This is a genomic window from Novosphingobium sp. YAF33, assembly GCF_052113265.1.
In the GTDB taxonomy this organism is placed as follows: Bacteria; Pseudomonadota; Alphaproteobacteria; order Sphingomonadales; family Sphingomonadaceae; genus Novosphingobium.
On record NZ_JBFRCW010000003.1, the window covers coordinates 13,653 to 28,498 of the forward strand.

At 65.5% G+C, this 14,846-nt stretch carries 12 protein-coding genes; 5 read left to right on the top strand and 7 right to left on the bottom strand.

Translation table 11 applies throughout. From position 1 onward, the window contains the following. Positions 1-46: 46 nt before the first annotated feature. The 7 genes from AB4Z00_RS07250 to AB4Z00_RS07280 all read right to left on the bottom strand — a co-directional run bounded on the left by AB4Z00_RS07250 (position 47) and on the right by AB4Z00_RS07280 (position 7,814). On the bottom strand, positions 47-610 hold the full coding sequence (locus AB4Z00_RS07250; protein ID WP_132262883.1) for a MarR family transcriptional regulator: 564 nt from the start codon (positions 608-610) through the stop codon (positions 47-49). A gap of 205 nt (positions 611-815) precedes the next feature. Next, positions 816-962 carry a hypothetical protein gene (locus tag AB4Z00_RS07255; RefSeq protein ID WP_165921328.1) on the bottom strand — a complete coding sequence of 49 codons (147 nt, stop codon included), beginning with the start codon at positions 960-962 and terminating at the stop codon, positions 816-818. 371 nt (positions 963-1,333) lie between these two features. Next, a complete protein-coding gene (locus tag AB4Z00_RS07260; protein ID WP_442045487.1) occupies positions 1,334-2,857 on the bottom strand; it encodes a DcaP family trimeric outer membrane transporter in 1,524 nt (507 codons plus the stop codon). 12 nt (positions 2,858-2,869) lie between these two features. After that, positions 2,870-3,358, bottom strand: a complete 489-nt coding sequence (locus tag AB4Z00_RS07265; RefSeq protein WP_442045488.1) for a GNAT family N-acetyltransferase — start codon at positions 3,356-3,358, stop codon at positions 2,870-2,872. Between the two features lie 15 nt (positions 3,359-3,373). Further along, positions 3,374-4,885, bottom strand: coding sequence for an arginine/agmatine antiporter (gene adiC / locus AB4Z00_RS07270; protein WP_442045489.1), 1,512 nt, complete (start codon positions 4,883-4,885; stop codon positions 3,374-3,376). A 13-nt stretch (positions 4,886-4,898) separates the two neighbouring features. Beyond that, positions 4,899-7,187: an Orn/Lys/Arg decarboxylase N-terminal domain-containing protein gene (locus AB4Z00_RS07275; RefSeq protein WP_442045490.1), complete on the bottom strand. Its 2,289-nt coding sequence runs from the start codon at positions 7,185-7,187 to the stop codon at positions 4,899-4,901. A gap of 153 nt (positions 7,188-7,340) precedes the next feature. Next, positions 7,341-7,814, bottom strand: a complete 474-nt coding sequence (locus AB4Z00_RS07280) for a hypothetical protein (RefSeq protein ID WP_442045491.1) — start codon at positions 7,812-7,814, stop codon at positions 7,341-7,343. On the opposite strand from AB4Z00_RS07280, the gene AB4Z00_RS07285 reads away from it, so the two are divergent. The 5 genes from AB4Z00_RS07285 (at position 7,788) to AB4Z00_RS07305 (ending at position 14,830) form a co-directional block, all read left to right on the top strand. Continuing rightward, positions 7,788-9,116 (top strand): TolC family protein, encoded by a 1,329-nt coding sequence (locus tag AB4Z00_RS07285; protein WP_442045492.1) that lies wholly within the window; start codon positions 7,788-7,790, stop codon positions 9,114-9,116. The genes AB4Z00_RS07280 and AB4Z00_RS07285 overlap by 27 nt on opposite strands. Beyond that, entirely contained in the window at positions 9,113-10,153 is a 1,041-nt protein-coding gene (locus tag AB4Z00_RS07290; RefSeq protein ID WP_314465365.1) for an HlyD family secretion protein, read from the top strand. The genes AB4Z00_RS07285 and AB4Z00_RS07290 overlap by 4 nt, the downstream gene beginning before the upstream one ends. Further along, positions 10,150-11,295: an ABC transporter permease gene (locus tag AB4Z00_RS07295; RefSeq protein WP_442045493.1), complete on the top strand. Its 1,146-nt coding sequence runs from the start codon at positions 10,150-10,152 to the stop codon at positions 11,293-11,295. The genes AB4Z00_RS07290 and AB4Z00_RS07295 overlap by 4 nt, the downstream gene beginning before the upstream one ends. Continuing rightward, positions 11,292-12,425: an ABC transporter permease gene (locus tag AB4Z00_RS07300; RefSeq protein ID WP_442045494.1), complete on the top strand. Its 1,134-nt coding sequence runs from the start codon at positions 11,292-11,294 to the stop codon at positions 12,423-12,425. Before AB4Z00_RS07295 ends, AB4Z00_RS07300 begins: the two co-directional genes overlap by 4 nt. Positions 12,426-12,541: 116 nt before the next feature. Then, positions 12,542-14,830 carry a TonB-dependent receptor gene (locus AB4Z00_RS07305; RefSeq protein ID WP_442045495.1) on the top strand — a complete coding sequence of 763 codons (2,289 nt, stop codon included), beginning with the start codon at positions 12,542-12,544 and terminating at the stop codon, positions 14,828-14,830. Positions 14,831-14,846: the final 16 nt, after the last annotated feature.

Consider the following 14,846-nt stretch of genomic DNA (forward strand, 5'->3'; position numbering starts at 1 on the left):
CTGGCTAACCCCCTGTGGGGCGGAACGGGTTGGTTGCAGGCATCTGTTATAAGGCTGCCAGGATCCCGGGGCGGGGATCGTCGAGCAGCACCACGGATCGGGATGCGGAGGCGAAGTACTCGAGCATCGCGGCATAGCCCCGCGCGCTCAGTTTCACGTAGACCCGCCGCGCGTCGCCGGGATCGGCTTCGCGGACGAGAAGGCTCTGTTTTTCGAGAATGGTGATCCAGCGCAGCGCCGTTGTCGAAGGCACGGCCGAGCCGATGCATGCACTGGTGACCGATACGCGCCGGCGTTCCTTGGCGGCGATAAAAAGGTCCAGGAGGATGTCCCAGGCCGGTTCGCCGAAAAGCTCTTCCGACTGGAAGATCTTGCTGCGGCGCCGACGGTCTTCATAAGTCTGGCGCGCCAGTTCCACCCATACGGGGTGGTCCTGGCTGGCCGTCTTGGTCGTCTCCCGCGTTTCGATGGGGATGCCGATGCCCATGATGTCCGTGGCGGCGCTTGCTCCGATTTCGAGTTCGCGCGCCATGGCCAGAAGTTCATTGGCGATGCCGATCAGACGAATGGCCTTCGCCCGATTGCGCATCAACTGATCGGTCTTCTCCATAAACCAGTGCCACCAGCGCCTGGCCGCAAGCACATCGCACCACCATCTCCCGATGGAATACGATCGTGTTCGCGGCTGTTACTACAGGTGTTCGCGATGGATTGATTCCAGCAGTGCCAAATTCGGTGGAACTGGTTGAAACGGGAATAGTATTCGCGAACTGGTCCAATGTTAACCACAGCGGGGCAAGTCCGTCTTGCGCAGGCTAGTCCGGTTTGGAGCGAATTTGCTCGGATTTGTGCTGACCGCGCAGCGCGTCGATGGCGGCCTGGAGATGGGCGGCAGCCACGAAAGCGCCCAATTCCTCGAGTTTTTCGAGTTTCGAGCCAAGTTCACCGATCAACTGAGTCATATTAGCGTCCCTCTTCACACTCTGGTTCTCCGACAGGCGAGAGTGGCTCTCGACTGGGTCCGAACGCCCCCGGACCAGGGTTTGCGACCCGCACCGCGAAGGGGGCGGAATTTTTTCGAACAATACCTCCGAATACGATCAATATCGGAGAGATTGCCCGTGCAATTACAGAATTTTCATCGCAATGGAACAAGCAGAATGGGAGTGTCCAACTTGTGAACACGTCATGAAATTTAGTTAACGAGGAGGAAGGGGGGTATTTAATCGAGACTATGCGCGTTTTCTGATTCTACAGCGTCAAGAAATAAGTGGTTCTACATATGGTGCTGCTAGAGGAATTTTAAGTTCCCAGGACTTTGCTTGAAATTATTTTATCGCACGAAGTCGTACTTCACGCTGGCCTGAATGCGGCTGGCGTCACGCGCGCTGCCTTCCTGCCGCTTCAGTCGGCCATAGAGTCCTTCGATACCCACCGAGAAAGAAGCGACCGGCGACCAGATCAGGTTGAGCGCGCCGTAGCGGGATTCGGAAAAGGCATCGTCGGGCAGCAGTCCCCCGTCGCTCACGCCCAGGATGCCGGCGACGATACTGGTCCGCAGGGCTGTGGACCAGTTGTGGGTATAGGCGCCGTAGCCGCCCGCCTGCTCGATCAGGCGGAGGCTGCCGTCGGTTCGCAGCGCGGCGTCGAGGCCCAGGCCGCCGATATCGTTGACGTAATGCGCTGCGCCTCTGCCCCAGAGCCCCGCCGCGGAAAAGGCATTGGCATCGTCCAGCGACAGCGAGCCGGAGGCGGATAGCGCAAAGCCCATGGCATTGTCCCTGGCCCCGCCGTTATCGGTGCGATAGCCGATGCGGCGCACGACCCCGCCGAGTTGCAGATGTCCGCTGGCGCCTTCGTAGCGCCCGACAAGGACGACATCGGGCATCGTCTCGGCACCGGTCTGGTCGTCGGCCAGCGAGAGGTCGGTATCGGGTTGCTCCAGAGAAAGCGTGAGGTGGGTGCCTCGTGCCACCTTGAACGACTGGCGAACCGAGGCCTGGCGCACGAAGATCGCGCCGCCGGGGCCCCAGTTGTCGAGCGTGTCGGGCAGCGCATCGGCGTCTACCAGCGCGGAATAGCCGTAGCCGCCGTAAGTGTTGCCCACTTGCCCATAGGCGTGATTGAGGTGGAAGCTGTAATCGGTGCCATCGCCGTAGAAGTCGTTCTCGACGTAGAACCGCAAGTTGCCGAGCGTGGACGGGCGGCGGATCTCAAGGCTGAAGCGCGTGGCGCGGGCGCTGACATCCGCGCGGTTGCGGGCCTTGTTGACGAAGGGGATGGAGGGCACGGCAAACTGGTCCCGGTCCCCCACGAAGCGGGGGTCGTAGATGAGATCGACTTTGGCGAAACCGCCGATACGCACGGCGGTCTCGGTGCCGGGGATCGGGATGAAGCCCTTCAGCTCAGGGTCGTTCGGCGGGCTTTCGTTGTCCGGACGGGAGGCACCGGTGATGCGGTCGCCGATGGTTTCGCGGCCGGGCAGGGGGGAGGGCATCACGCCGAGGCTGCTGGCCCCGCTCGCCACGCGCGCGCCTGAAGGAGCGGAGCGCGGTGCCTCGGGGGTCTGCGGTGGGGCCGGGGGCGTCCTGCCCGTTTCAGCGATATGGATGGCACCGGCGCCCTGGTCGGTTGCGGAGGTGGTGGGGGGCGCTTCGGCGATCTGCGCCGCACCGGCGTTTCGATCCTGCTTCATCGCCGCGATCTCGGCCTTCAGCGCATCGACCGTGGCTTTGAGGTCGGCCACTTCGCCGCGCAGCGCAGCAACGTCGCTATCCTGCGCTTTAGCGGGCAGGGCGACGGCCGCCGAGGCTGCCGCGCAGGCCAGAGCGAGGCTCCGGCCGGAAGAGTGGGCCATGCATTTCCCCCTTCAGATATGGCGCACGAGCATCCTCGCTTCGGGGCCGTAGCCCTTGATCGGATCGAGCAACCCGTCGCCGAGCAGTTCGAAGCCCTGCTTTTCCCAGAAGCCGTGGGCGTCCCCGACGGCGATCAGCACCACGCGGCTGAGTCCGCGCGCCTTTGCCTCGTCCAGCGCGATCCGCACGGCGCCGCCCGCAAAACCCCGCCCGCGCGTGGAGGCGCCAAGGGCAAGGTCGTGCAGGAAGTAGCAGTCGAACGGCTCGGCCAGGCCGGTCATCGGCGTGTCCAGTACCGGCGGGCGGTCCTGCCGGCCGGGATGCGAGACGAGGTAGCCGGCGACCTTGCCGTCATCCCCTTCCAGCACGTGGCAGCCGGAAGGGTAATGCCGGAAGCAGGCGGCGAAGACTTGCGGATTCTCCGGGTAGTCGAGGTGGACCATGTCCGCCACGTCCGCCACGTGCGTCACGTCGTCTTCGCGCATTTCCCGCCAGTGCATCGTCTCGTCGTTCCTCTATTGGACGCCAGACGGCGCCATCTGCTGCGCGGCCTCTCCCGCCTCCGCCGGCGCTTGTTCGCGGGAGCGGAGGTCGAGGTCATCGTGGCGGCCGACCGATAGCCAGAACATCACGACAAGGGCAACGATCGTCACGCCCAGCGCCAGATAGCGCACCCAGACCGGGGCCTTGCCGCCCGGGTGAATGTGCTTCTCATCCAGATCGCGCTTGCGGGTGATAGAGGCGGAGTAGAACACGATGGTGGCGATCACGAAGATCAGCGACCAGCGCGTCTGCTCGCCGTCCGAACCGACCAGCGCGATCATGCAGTAGATGGCGCCTGCCAGGCCTGCCGTTACGAAGAAGGTGTACTGGCCGTGCGGCATCTTGCCATAGCCCAGCACCTTTATCGCGATGCACGAATAGATGTAGGGCAGCAGCGTCATGATGACAGCGATCGAGGCGATCTTGCCGAACTGCTGGCTGGCCGTGGGCGACATCGTGGCGAGCACTTGCACACTCATGATGACGGCCACGATGACGAGGCCGAGCGATGGCACGCCGCGCTTGTTCACTTTGGCGAAGATGCCGGGGAACAGCCCGTCGTCCGCCGCCGCCTTGGCCGATTGGCCGACCAGCAGGGTCCATCCCGCCAGCGAGCCGAGGCAGCCCACCGCCGCGCAAAGCGCCACGGTGCTGCCCGCGAAGTCGCCCAATGCCAGGCGCGCGGCGTCGGCAAAGGGCGCGGAAGAGGCGATCAGTTCCTTGTTGGGGATCATGCCCATGATGACCGAGGAGCTGAGCACATAAGCCACCGAGGCCAGCACCACGCCGCCCACCGTCGCGATCGGCACGTTGCGCGATGGGTTTGCGACGACGCCTGCCGAGACCGAGGCGCTCTCCACCCCGATGAAGGCCCAGAGCGTGAAGGTCAGCGTGGCCATCACTGCATTGGGGCTGGACTGGCCCGAGACGTTCCAGGCGGAGGAGAAGATTTCCGGCTTGAACCAGAACCAGCCGAACAGCGCCATGCCGAAGATCGGCACCAGCGCGAAGATCGTGGTGAAGCTTTGCAGCCGTCCCACCACTTTGGGCCCCAGGATATTGGCATAGGCGAAGAACCAGATGATCGCGATGGACCCGAAGGCCATCACGATCGGCACTTTCAGCGCGGGGAAGAAGTGGGAGAGATAGCCGAGACCCGCGACGGCCAGCGCCACGTTGCCCACCACGTTGGCCAGCCAATAGATCAGGTTGGTCTGGTATCCCATGTAGTCGCCATAGGCCTTGCGGGCAAAGGCATAAGGCCCGCCCGCCGCCGGATCGATGGCGGAAAGCTTGGCGAAGACCAGCGCCAGCGCCACCGCGCCCACCACGGTCAGGAGCCAGCCGATCAGCGCGATCGAGCCGATGGCCGAAAGGTTGGCGGGCAGCATGAACACGCCCGATCCCATCATGTTGCCCGCCACCATCAGGGTGGCGGGAACGAGTCCGATCTTGCCGCTGTCGTCGGCCGCTGCTGTTGCCATTTTTGGTCTCCCCTCAGGACTTCTTGACGACCAGGACGTTGTAGACCCCGTCCTCCACTTCCACGCCGTGGGTATCGTGCCCGAAGCCGGGGAAGCGCAGGTCGTAAAGCTCCAGCGCCCGCAGATATCCGATCAGCGCGCCCTTGGCGGGGCCCGCGTTCTCACCCGGCATCAGCAGAGGGATGCCCGGCGGATAGGGCACGATGCCGGTGGCGAGGGTGCGTCCGGCGAGGCCGTCCAGCGTGACTTTCTCGATATTGCCGCGCACCAGTTCCTCATAGGCGGAGACCGGGCTCATGTCGGGCTTGGGCAGGATGCCGAAGGCTTCGGACATCGTGGCGGTGGTCTTGAGGTCGCCCATCGCCGCGAACATCAGGTCGGCCAGTTCGCGCAGGCCCATGCCGGAATAGCGCTCCGGATAGTCGGCGACGAGCGAGGGGATCGTGCGTTCCAGCGAGACGTTGGCGTCGTAGTCCTTGCGGAAGTCCAGCAGGGCGTTGACCAGCGTACCCCACTTGCCCTTGGTCACGCCCAGCGAGAACAGGAACAGTACGGTGAAGTCGGTGGTCTTCTCCACCACGATGCCGCGCGCGCCAAGGTAGGAGGTGAGGATGCTGGCCGGAATGCCAACCGCGCGCAAGCTGCCGTCCGGGTCCATGCCGGGGGTGAGCACCGATACCTTGATCGGGTCGAGCATGCAGTAGCCCGGCTCGATCTCTCCGAAGCCGTGCCATGCGGCGTTGGGCAGCAGTTGCCAGCAGGTGGGATCGGTGGCGAGATGCTCCGGATCGCACTCGTGGAACGGCACCGTGCGGCCGCGCGCATCGTGGACTTCGTCGGGCTGCCAGATGTCGAAGAACCAGGCATTGTCGTCCGCGCTCTCCGCATTGAGGCGGGCGATCATCTGGCGGAAGGCCACCGCCTCGCGGATCGACACGTCGGTCAGATGCTCGCCCGAGGAGTCCATCATCGCAGCGGACACATCGTTGGAGGCGATGATCGGATAGCAGGGCGAGGTGGAGGCGTGCATCATGAACGCCTCGTTGAAGCGCGCATGGTCGATCGGATTGCGCCCGTCGCGCACGTGGATCATCGAGGCCTGCGACAGCGCCGCCAGCAGCTTGTGCGTCGATTGCGTGGCGAAGACGGTGGGCTTGGACTTGTCGCGCGTTTCCGGATCGCCGTGCATGCCGAAGCGCTCGCGGTAGATCGGGTTGAAGCGGGCATAGCCGTACCATGCCTCGTCGAAGTGGAGGCGGTCCACGGTGTCGCCCAGCAGTTCCTCGACGCGGGCGACGTTGTAGCAGAGGCCGTCGTAAGTCGAATTGGTGATGACGGCGTGGACCGGCTTGGCCCCTTCGGGCGCCAGCGGATTGTCCGCCACCAGCAGGCGTAGGTGCGCGGGCGTCAGATGCTCGGGCGGGATCGGGCCGATGATGCCCAGCGCATTGCGGGTGGGCATCAGGTAGCACGGGATCGCGCCCGAAAGCGTCATCGCGTGCTCGACCGACTTGTGGCAGTTGCGGTCGCACAGCGCCACCTGATCGCGCGTGACCGAGGCCATCAGGATCACGCGGTTCGATGTGGAGGAGCCGTTGGTGACGTAGTAGGTGCGGTCCGCGCCGAAGACGCCCGCCGCATAGCGCTCACCCGCGCCGATCGGGCCGGAGTGATCGAGCAGCGAACCCAGATCGCCGACCGAGATCGACAGGTCCGACCGGAACAGGCTTTCCCCGAAAAACTCGAAGAAGGCGCGGCCGGCGGGCGAGGTGAGGAAGGCGGTGCCGCCGGTATGGCCGGGAGTGTGCCAGGAATATTCGTAAGTCTGCGCGAACTTCACCAGCGCGCCGAACATCGGCGGCAGCACGGTGGAGCGATAGCGCTCGATCGCGGCGCGGATGCGGCCGCCGATGAAGTCCGCCGTGTCTTCCAGCAGCCAGATGAAGTCGTCCGCCTTGGTCATGGCATCGACGGGAATCTGCGATGCCGCGCTGTGATTGGCGACGAGGAAGATCGGCACCGCGGCATTGAACCCGCGCATGGCGTCGAGCACGCGGTGTGCATCGACGTGGTCCTCGGTGAAGCCGAGTTCCCAATCGAGCAGCAGGCACTGGATCGACGGGTCGGTGGCGGCGATGGCAACGGCGTCCTCGACGTCGTCGGACACGATCACCTCGATCTCGCGTCGTTCCAGTTCATCGACGAGCGCGCCAAGAGCGCGTCCTGCGGCGGAAACATCTTCGAAGTCTTCGCGCACCAAAAGCGCGCGCATCGCCAGTCTCAGGCTCGAACGTGATACCATCTGAAAAGCTCCTCAATCGCGTGATCCAGCCGATCCGGTGATGAGTGTGCTGCAACCGGAGGCGCAGCATGCTTTATGTTCTTGGCGACCTGTTCGTTGAGTTCGTGCTTCGGGAAAATGTAAAACCAGGAATAATCGCGGATCGAACGTGCTTTATTGAGTCATGATCCGGAATATGACGGAATAAACCGACCGTTCTGATCTGGCAGGCGCCAAATCAATGTCGAAAAGCCGGCATCTGTCAGGAAGTGGTGATGACGCGGATACCTCTTTCACATCGCGATTTACCGCGATTCGATTGATCCCGAACACGAGCGAAACATTGATCGAAATAGCTTTTCGTTCAAGGGGAAATATGTAAATTCCTGAGCGTCCCATTTCTGGTGAACCATGATTGCTGGCAGCGATTTTCGAAATGGAATTGTAATTGGCTGGGCCGGCATCTTTGCGATCCTGCTCGCCGGACCCATAACTGCTTTCGCTCAGGCGGGTGGTAAAGAGGCTGTTCAGGACGACGGTGCCGCGGAAACGCTTTCTTTCGATGCCGCGCGCCAGCGGCTGGACCAGGTATCTTCCGCGCTGGGCGCTGCCTCCGACGAATTGAGCGCGGCAGAGTCCACCGCCCATGCCCTCAAGGCGCTGAATCGGCCGGTCGTCTCGGGCTCGGTTTCGGTGATCTCCTACCAGAAATCGCTCTCGGTGGACCTGACCGGGCAGAAGGACAGCTTCAGCAATGCCGCGGGCCAGTTCCTCGAAGGGCTGCCCGGCGAATTTCCGCCGGAGTTCGCCGGGATCGTCCAGCAAGTGACGGGACGTGTGAGCGAGGCGCTGCCGGGCCTGCTTTCGCAGCTTCCGGATGAACTGGACTTTCGCGCGCGGCAGACGGTGATCCGGCCCAATGTCACGGCGGTCATGCCGCTTTACTCGGGCGGTGCGATTCCGGCGATCCAGCACGGCGCCGAGGCCGGGGCGGAGCTGGYGCGTGCCAGGCAGGCGGGGGCGCAGGATCTCTCGCAGGTCCGGCTGGTACAGAGCTACTTCGGCCAGCAACTGGCCGCGGCGCTGCTGGCCTCCGCCACGGGCACTCGCGACGCTTTCGACAAGCACCTCGGCAATGCCCAGGCCCTGTTCCGGGAGGGGGTGATCCCCCGGTCCCGCGTGCTGGAAATGCAGGTGGCGCGCGATGCGGCGCAGCGCGCGCTGGAACGCGCGGCGATGGAAGAACACAATGCCTCGGATTCGCTGGCCCGGCTTCTCGATGCGAGCGGCGGCGTTCGGCCGACGACGCCGCTGTTCGTCAACGGCAGCGGCCTGGAGCCGCTCGACGATTTCCTCGCTACCGCTACCGGGCCGGGCCAGCCCCAGATGCGCGCGGCACAAGCGACGCGCCATCTGGCGGATTCGGGCGTGGACCTGGCCAAGTCGCGGATGCGGCCTCAGGCTTTCGCGTTCGGATCGTACAATTTCAACCGCAGCGATGCGATCCCGGTCGACCCGGACTGGATCGTCGGCCTGGGCCTGCGCTTCACCCTGCTGTCCAACATAGACCGGCGCGACACGCTCGATGCGGCGAACGCGCGCCAGAGTGCGGCGGAGAATGCGGCGCGCGACATGCGCAAGACCATCGAGATCGAGACCAGCCGGGCCTATAACCTGGTGGAGACCGCGCGCCGATCGTTCCTGCTGCTGGACAGCAACATGAAGGCCGCCGAAGAGAACCTGCGCGTCCACGAGATCGGCTTCCGCGAGGGGGAGGATACCGCGAGCCAGCTTATCGATGCGCGCAACGCTCTCTCCCTGGCGCAGACCCAGCGCATTGCTTCCGCCTACGAATATGTCGTGTCGCTTTCCGCTCTGCTGGTCGCCAGCAATCGCGGGGACAGCTTCCGCGATTACCTCCTCCGACCGGACAGGATCACCGCCCCATGAGCGAAAGCGACGCGCCATCGATCCTTCCGGCAGGAGAAGCCGACGCGGGACCGGAAGGGCGCGACCGTTTTCGCCTGCTGGTGGCGGGGCTGGTCCTGCTGGCCGCCGTGCTGCTGGCAGGCCTGTGGATCGCGGCACGGCCCGCGCCGGACCAGTTGCAGGGCATGGTCGATGCGGACGAGATCAATGTCGCGACCAAGGCGCTGGCGCGGGTCGACCGGCTCCTGGCGGAAGAGGGCGCCACGGTGACGGCCGGCACCGTGCTCGCGATCCTGTCCAGCCCGGAGATCGACGCGGGAAGGCAGCAGGCGCAAGGCGTGCTCGCCGGGGCGGAAGCCATGCGCGATCTTGCCGACAACGGCGCGCGCAAGGAGGATGTGGAATCGCTGCGCGCCGTCTGGCAGGCGGCGCAGGCCGGGGCCGATCTTGCCGCCGTCACCGCGCGCCGGGCGGACAACCTCTATGCGGAAGGCGTGATCGCCGCGCAGCGCCGGGACGAAGCCCGCGCCGCGCGCGATGCCAGCGCCCGGCAGGCCGAGGCGGCAAGGTTGCAATATGTGAAGGCGCAGTCCGGCGCCCGTGCCGAGGAAAAGGCGGCCGCCCAGGCGCAAGTGCAAGTGGCGAAGGCGGGGGTTTCGATTGCCGATGCGTTGGGCGCGGAAAAGACGCTGATCGCCCCCATCGGCGGCGAAGTGACCCGTCGGTTGGCCGAGCCCGGCGAGATCGTCGGTCCGGCAGTGCCGGTGTTCCAGATCATCGACACCGCCCATCCCTGGGTCGCGCTCAACTTGCGGGAAAATCAGTTCAATTCGCTGCAGAAGGGCCAGGAGCTGATGGGCCGTATTCCGGCCCTGGAAAACCGCAAGGCACGGTTCCGCGTCACTTACATCAGCCCGCAGGGCGATTTCGCGACATGGCGGGCGACACGCCAGTCCTCCGGCTTCGACGTGCGCAGCTTCGAGATTCGTCTGCGTCCGGCCGAAGCGATCAAGGGTCTGCGTCCGGGCATGAGCGTGTTGTTCGACTGGCCGCAATGAGCGCTCCCGGTCCCGGCTATCGTGCTGCCCTGCGCCGGGAACTGGCGCACCTGCGCCGCGATCGCTGGGACCTGGGAATGCTCACGCTGTTTCCGGCCCTGGCGATCCTGATCGTGGCGGCCATGCTGATCGCGGGCGTCCCACGTGCCTTGCCCGTTGCCGTGGTGGACGAGGACAACAGCACCCTCAGTCGCGCCATCGTCCGGGCCGTGAGTGCAAGCCCCGCGGTGACCATTGCCGAGCGACCCGAGACTTTCGCCCTGGCTGAGCGCTCTGGGCGGGCCGGGCGGGTCTGGGCCATCCTGCTGATCCCGCGCGGCGTGAGCGAGGGTCTGGAGCGGCAGACCACGCCGGCCATCCAGATCTTCTACAACGCCTCTTTCCTGACCATCGGCGCGAGCGCGGAATCCGGCATCCGCTCGGCCGTCGGCGCGGTCCTGGCTGAGCGCGGGCTCGACGCAGCGCGGGCGAGGGGGCTGCCGGCGATCCGAATTCGACCACCCGTGGTCCAGGCGACCGTCCTGTTCAATCCCCAGACCAGCTTCGAATGGTATCTCCAGGCGCTGATCCAGCCCGCCGTGCTGCACCTTCTTGCCGGCTGCGTCGCCGTGATGGCCATGGGGCGCGAGTTGCAGGGCCGTTCGCTGGCACAGTGGAAAGCGGAGACCGGCGGGGGGCTCCCGGCGCTGCTGGGCAAGCTCACGCCCTATGTCGGGGTGCTCTCGATCTGGGGGCTGGTCTGGATGATCTGGCTGGTGGGCATTCGCGGCTGGACGATGAACGGCAGCCTGCTGCTGACCCTGGCCGCGCAGGCCCTGCTCATCGCGGGGACGGCGGCGCTCTCCGCCTTGCTGGTGATTGGCGTGCGCAAGCCCAGCTTCGCCTTTTCCGCGACGGCGCTCTATGCCGGATCGGCGCTGGCCTATTCGGGCGGGACGCTGCCGCTGGGCGGGGGATCCGTCTTCGCGCGGGGCTGGAGCCAGGCGCTGCCTTTCACCCATTACTTGCGCCTGCAGATGGACCAGTTCCTGGGCGCGCCGGTTTCGTTGGCGCTTCCGCAGATCGGCGTGCTGTCGCTCTATCTCGTCGTGCCGCTGGGCTTTTGCCTGCTGCTGCTGCGCAAGCCGGAGCAGGCGGCGTGACATTCGCGCAGGGCTTCGTCTCCGTCTTCCGCGCGGTGCTCTCGACGTTCGCGCTGGCCTCGATCGTGGTTCTCGCGGTGGTTCTATACGGTTTCTACTACCCCGCGCCTTACGCCCACCAGACCGCGCGCCAGCTTCCGGTGGTGGTCGTGGACGAGGAGCGCAGCACGCTGACCCGCGCCTTGGTGCGCAAGCTGTCCGACATGCGGGAAGTCCGCGTGGCGGGAGAGGCGCTCTCGATTCACGAGGCCGAGCAGCGCGTGCGCCGCCGCGAGGCGGACGGGATACTCCTGCTGCCGCGCGGGCTTACCCGCAGCCTGCTGACCGGCGCACCGGGCAGCGCCGGAGGCGGCGGCATCGGCATATGGGTCAACGGCACGTACCTGATCCGCGCGAAGGACATCGGAGGGGCTATCCAGGCCGCGGCGCTGGCCGTGGCTGCCGAGCGCCTCGGGCCTCTGGCGCAAGGGCTGCACTTGCGCGCGCCGGTCGCCGTGGTCGAGCGGCCGCTGTTCAACACCCGCGAAGGCTATGCGGACTACGTCTTCCCGGCCGTGGCCGCGATCATCCTCCAGCAGACCCTGCTGTTCGGCACGGCCATGCTCGCAGCGGGCATGGCTGCCGAAATGCGCGAAGGCCGGGCGCCCCCGCTTTCGTCGCAAGGCTTTCTCGGCACCTGGTGCGCGCTGAGCCTGATCGGCTGCCTGGCGGCGCTGTTCTATTTCGGCTGGATATTCTGGTACCAGGACGTTCCGAGAGCGGGCAACCCGGCCGCTCTGCTCATGGCCGTACCGCTCTTCGCCGCGGCCGTTTCTGCCCTGGGCCTGCTGCTCGGCAGCCTGTTCGACAGCGCCGACCGCGCCTTGCAAGTGTTGATCCCCAGCTCGGTCATCCTGTTCTTCCTGGCCGGCGCGGCCTGGCCGCTTTCCGCCATGCCCCGCTGGGTGGCGGGGCTGGCCCACCTCTCGCCCGCGACATCCGGTGCGCAAGCCTTCCTGCGCCTCAACGAGATGGGCGCGAGCCTTGGGCAGGTCCTGCCGCAGCTTGCGGGGCTCGTGGTGCTGAGCCTTGTCTACGGTGCCATGGCCGCCTGGCGGCTGACCGGCGTGGCCTGTCGCCGCCGTTCCTGACCGCAAGGACCGACCCGGCCGGGCGGCATCAAACCGTCATCAGACCGCCATCCAACCTTCATCTGCCGCGCGTACCCCGCCGAGCCGTAAGGCAATTGATCTCAGGGGAAACGGCAATGAAATTCGGCACTTGCGTGGCAACTCTTCTCGCGGGCACGGCCCTGGCCGGCGTTCCTGCAACCGTTTACGCAGCCGAGGCCGACGTGGCCGCGGGCGAAGACCCCAATGCCATCATCGTCACTTCCCAGAAGATCGAGCAGCGCGCCGTCGATGTTCCCATAACGCTTTCCGTCCAGACCGGAGAGCGCATGCGCGAACTGGGCGTCACGGACATCGGCGAACTGTCGAACTACGTTCCCGGCCTCAATGTGCAGGTGCAGAGCGCCAACAACCCCGGCTTCGTGATCCGCGGCATCACCTCCGACAGCGGCTCGGCCCAGCAAGGGCCGCGCGTCACCCTGTACTACAACGGCATCGACATCTCGCGTTCGCGCGGCGCTTACCAGGGCATCTACGATCTCGACCGCGTCGAAGTCGTGAAGGGGCCGCAGGCGACCCTGTTCGGGACGGCCGCGACGATCGGCGCGATCAGCTTCGTTTCGGCCAAGCCGCAAGCCGGAACCTCGGCATCCCTGACGGGCGCCTACGGCAACCTGAATGCCTACCGCGTCGAAGGCTTCGTCAATGCCGGCAACGACGTCATCGCGGCGCGCATCGCCGGCCAGTGGAAGAAGCGCGACGGCTATATCGAGAACCTCGCACCCGGCCAGGACGATCTCTATGCGCAGGACCAGCTCGGCCTGCGCGGTTCGCTTCGCTACACGCCCACCACCGACTTCACCGCGGACCTGACGTTCACTTACGACCGCCAGCGCAATTCGGGCACGCCGTTCCTGTCGAAGAACCTCGGCTCGACTTCGGTGAACGGCCTTTACGACGCAGCCTATCTCGGCGGCTCGCCGCTCTCCGGCGAAGTGCTCGGTGCCGACAAGCTCGGGCTGAACCGCGACGTCTATGACGGCAACCTCACCCTGAGCTGGGATTTCTCGGACGGCTGGAACTTCACCACGGTCAACGGCTACCGCCACTTCGATGCGCTGGAAGTCTTCGATGCCGACGGTTCGGCTGCCTGGTATCTCGAATTCGCGGAGCGCGCCAAGGGCTGGCAGGCGAGCCACGAGGGCCGCTTCACGTATAGCGACGACCAGTGGCGCGCCTCGTTCGGCTGGAACTACTTCATCGAGGACAGCTCGCAGTACGTCCCGCTGTCTTCGGAGCTGGGCACTTACCTTCAGTGCAGCGCCAACCTGATCCCGGGCCTGGGCTGCGTCGCTGCCGACAACACCGTCAATGCCGGGCGCGCCACCTCGTTGCTCACCGGCGGCGCCTTCACCGCCGTGCCCTATTCCAGCTGGTACAAGAATGAGGGCCGCAACCAGTCCTGGTCGATGTTCGGCGATGTCACCTGGAAGCCAGCGCCCGCACTGGAACTGACCGCCGGCGCGCGCGTGCTGATCGAGAAGCGCCGTTCGGGCTATTCCGCCAATCAGCCCGACGCCCCGGTCTATGGTCAGCCGCTGCTGCCGCTGGTGGATACCGACGGGCAGACCTTCTACGCCCGCAAGTCTTACGCCGCGATCCTTCCGCGCTTCAACGCGCTCTATCACCTGACCCCCGGCCTCAATCTCTACGCGACCATTTCGGAAGGACGCCGCTCGCCGGTGGTCCAGCTCTCGGCTGCGGCAGGTCCGGTGGCCGACCTGGACCTCATCAAGTCCGAGACGGTCTGGAACTACGAGGCGGGCATCAAGGGCACCGTGGGCATGTTCTCCGGCTCGCTGGGCGTCTATTACGACAAGTACAGCAATTTCCAGGTCTCGGTGCTCGACGCGACGACCGGCGTTGCCCGTACCGAGAGCGCGGGCTCCGCGTCCAACCTGGGCGTCGAGGCTGAACTCGAAGCGCGCTTCACCGACTGGCTGAGCGCCTTCGGCAATGTCGGCTTCATCAGCGGCGGCATCGACGACAAGGCAGCCAACGGCGTCTATGCCGGCGACCAGTTCCGCCTCCAGCCGAAGTGGCAGTGGGCTGCCGGGTTCAACCTCAACCTGCCGGTGACGCAGAGCGTGAACGTGTTCCTGACGCCGAGCGTGACCTACCGCAGCAAGATCTACTTCGAGATCCCCAACAGGGAAGCGATCAGCCAGGGGCCGGTCACGCTGGTGAACCTGCGCGGCGGCGTTTCGTTCATGGACGGCAAGTTCCAGGTCGCCGGCTATGCCCGCAACCTCACGGACAAGAAGTACCTGCTCGATGCGGGCAACACCGGCGGGTCGTTCGGCTACCCGACCTTCATCCCGGCCGAGCCGCGCACGTACGGCATCGAAATCACGGCGCGGTACTGACCGCTTTCCGCGCCGC

Coding starts and splice junctions, on each gene's coding strand:
- AB4Z00_RS07290 (WP_314465365.1), top strand. CDS start 9,113: ATGAGCGAAAGCGACGCGCCATCGATCCTTCCGGCAGGAGAAGCCGAC.
- AB4Z00_RS07250 (WP_132262883.1), bottom strand. CDS start 610: ATGGAGAAGACCGATCAGTTGATGCGCAATCGGGCGAAGGCCATTCGT.
- AB4Z00_RS07265 (WP_442045488.1), bottom strand. CDS start 3,358: ATGCACTGGCGGGAAATGCGCGAAGACGACGTGACGCACGTGGCGGAC.
- AB4Z00_RS07305 (WP_442045495.1), top strand. CDS start 12,542: ATGAAATTCGGCACTTGCGTGGCAACTCTTCTCGCGGGCACGGCCCTG.
- AB4Z00_RS07260 (WP_442045487.1), bottom strand. CDS start 2,857: ATGGCCCACTCTTCCGGCCGGAGCCTCGCTCTGGCCTGCGCGGCAGCC.
- AB4Z00_RS07295 (WP_442045493.1), top strand. CDS start 10,150: ATGAGCGCTCCCGGTCCCGGCTATCGTGCTGCCCTGCGCCGGGAACTG.
- adiC (WP_442045489.1), bottom strand. CDS start 4,885: ATGGCAACAGCAGCGGCCGACGACAGCGGCAAGATCGGACTCGTTCCC.
- AB4Z00_RS07275 (WP_442045490.1), bottom strand. CDS start 7,187: ATGGTATCACGTTCGAGCCTGAGACTGGCGATGCGCGCGCTTTTGGTG.
- AB4Z00_RS07255 (WP_165921328.1), bottom strand. CDS start 962: ATGACTCAGTTGATCGGTGAACTTGGCTCGAAACTCGAAAAACTCGAG.
- AB4Z00_RS07280 (WP_442045491.1), bottom strand. CDS start 7,814: ATGGGCGGTGGACTCTGCCGCGCTCAATTCGTCGGAGGCAGCGCCCAG.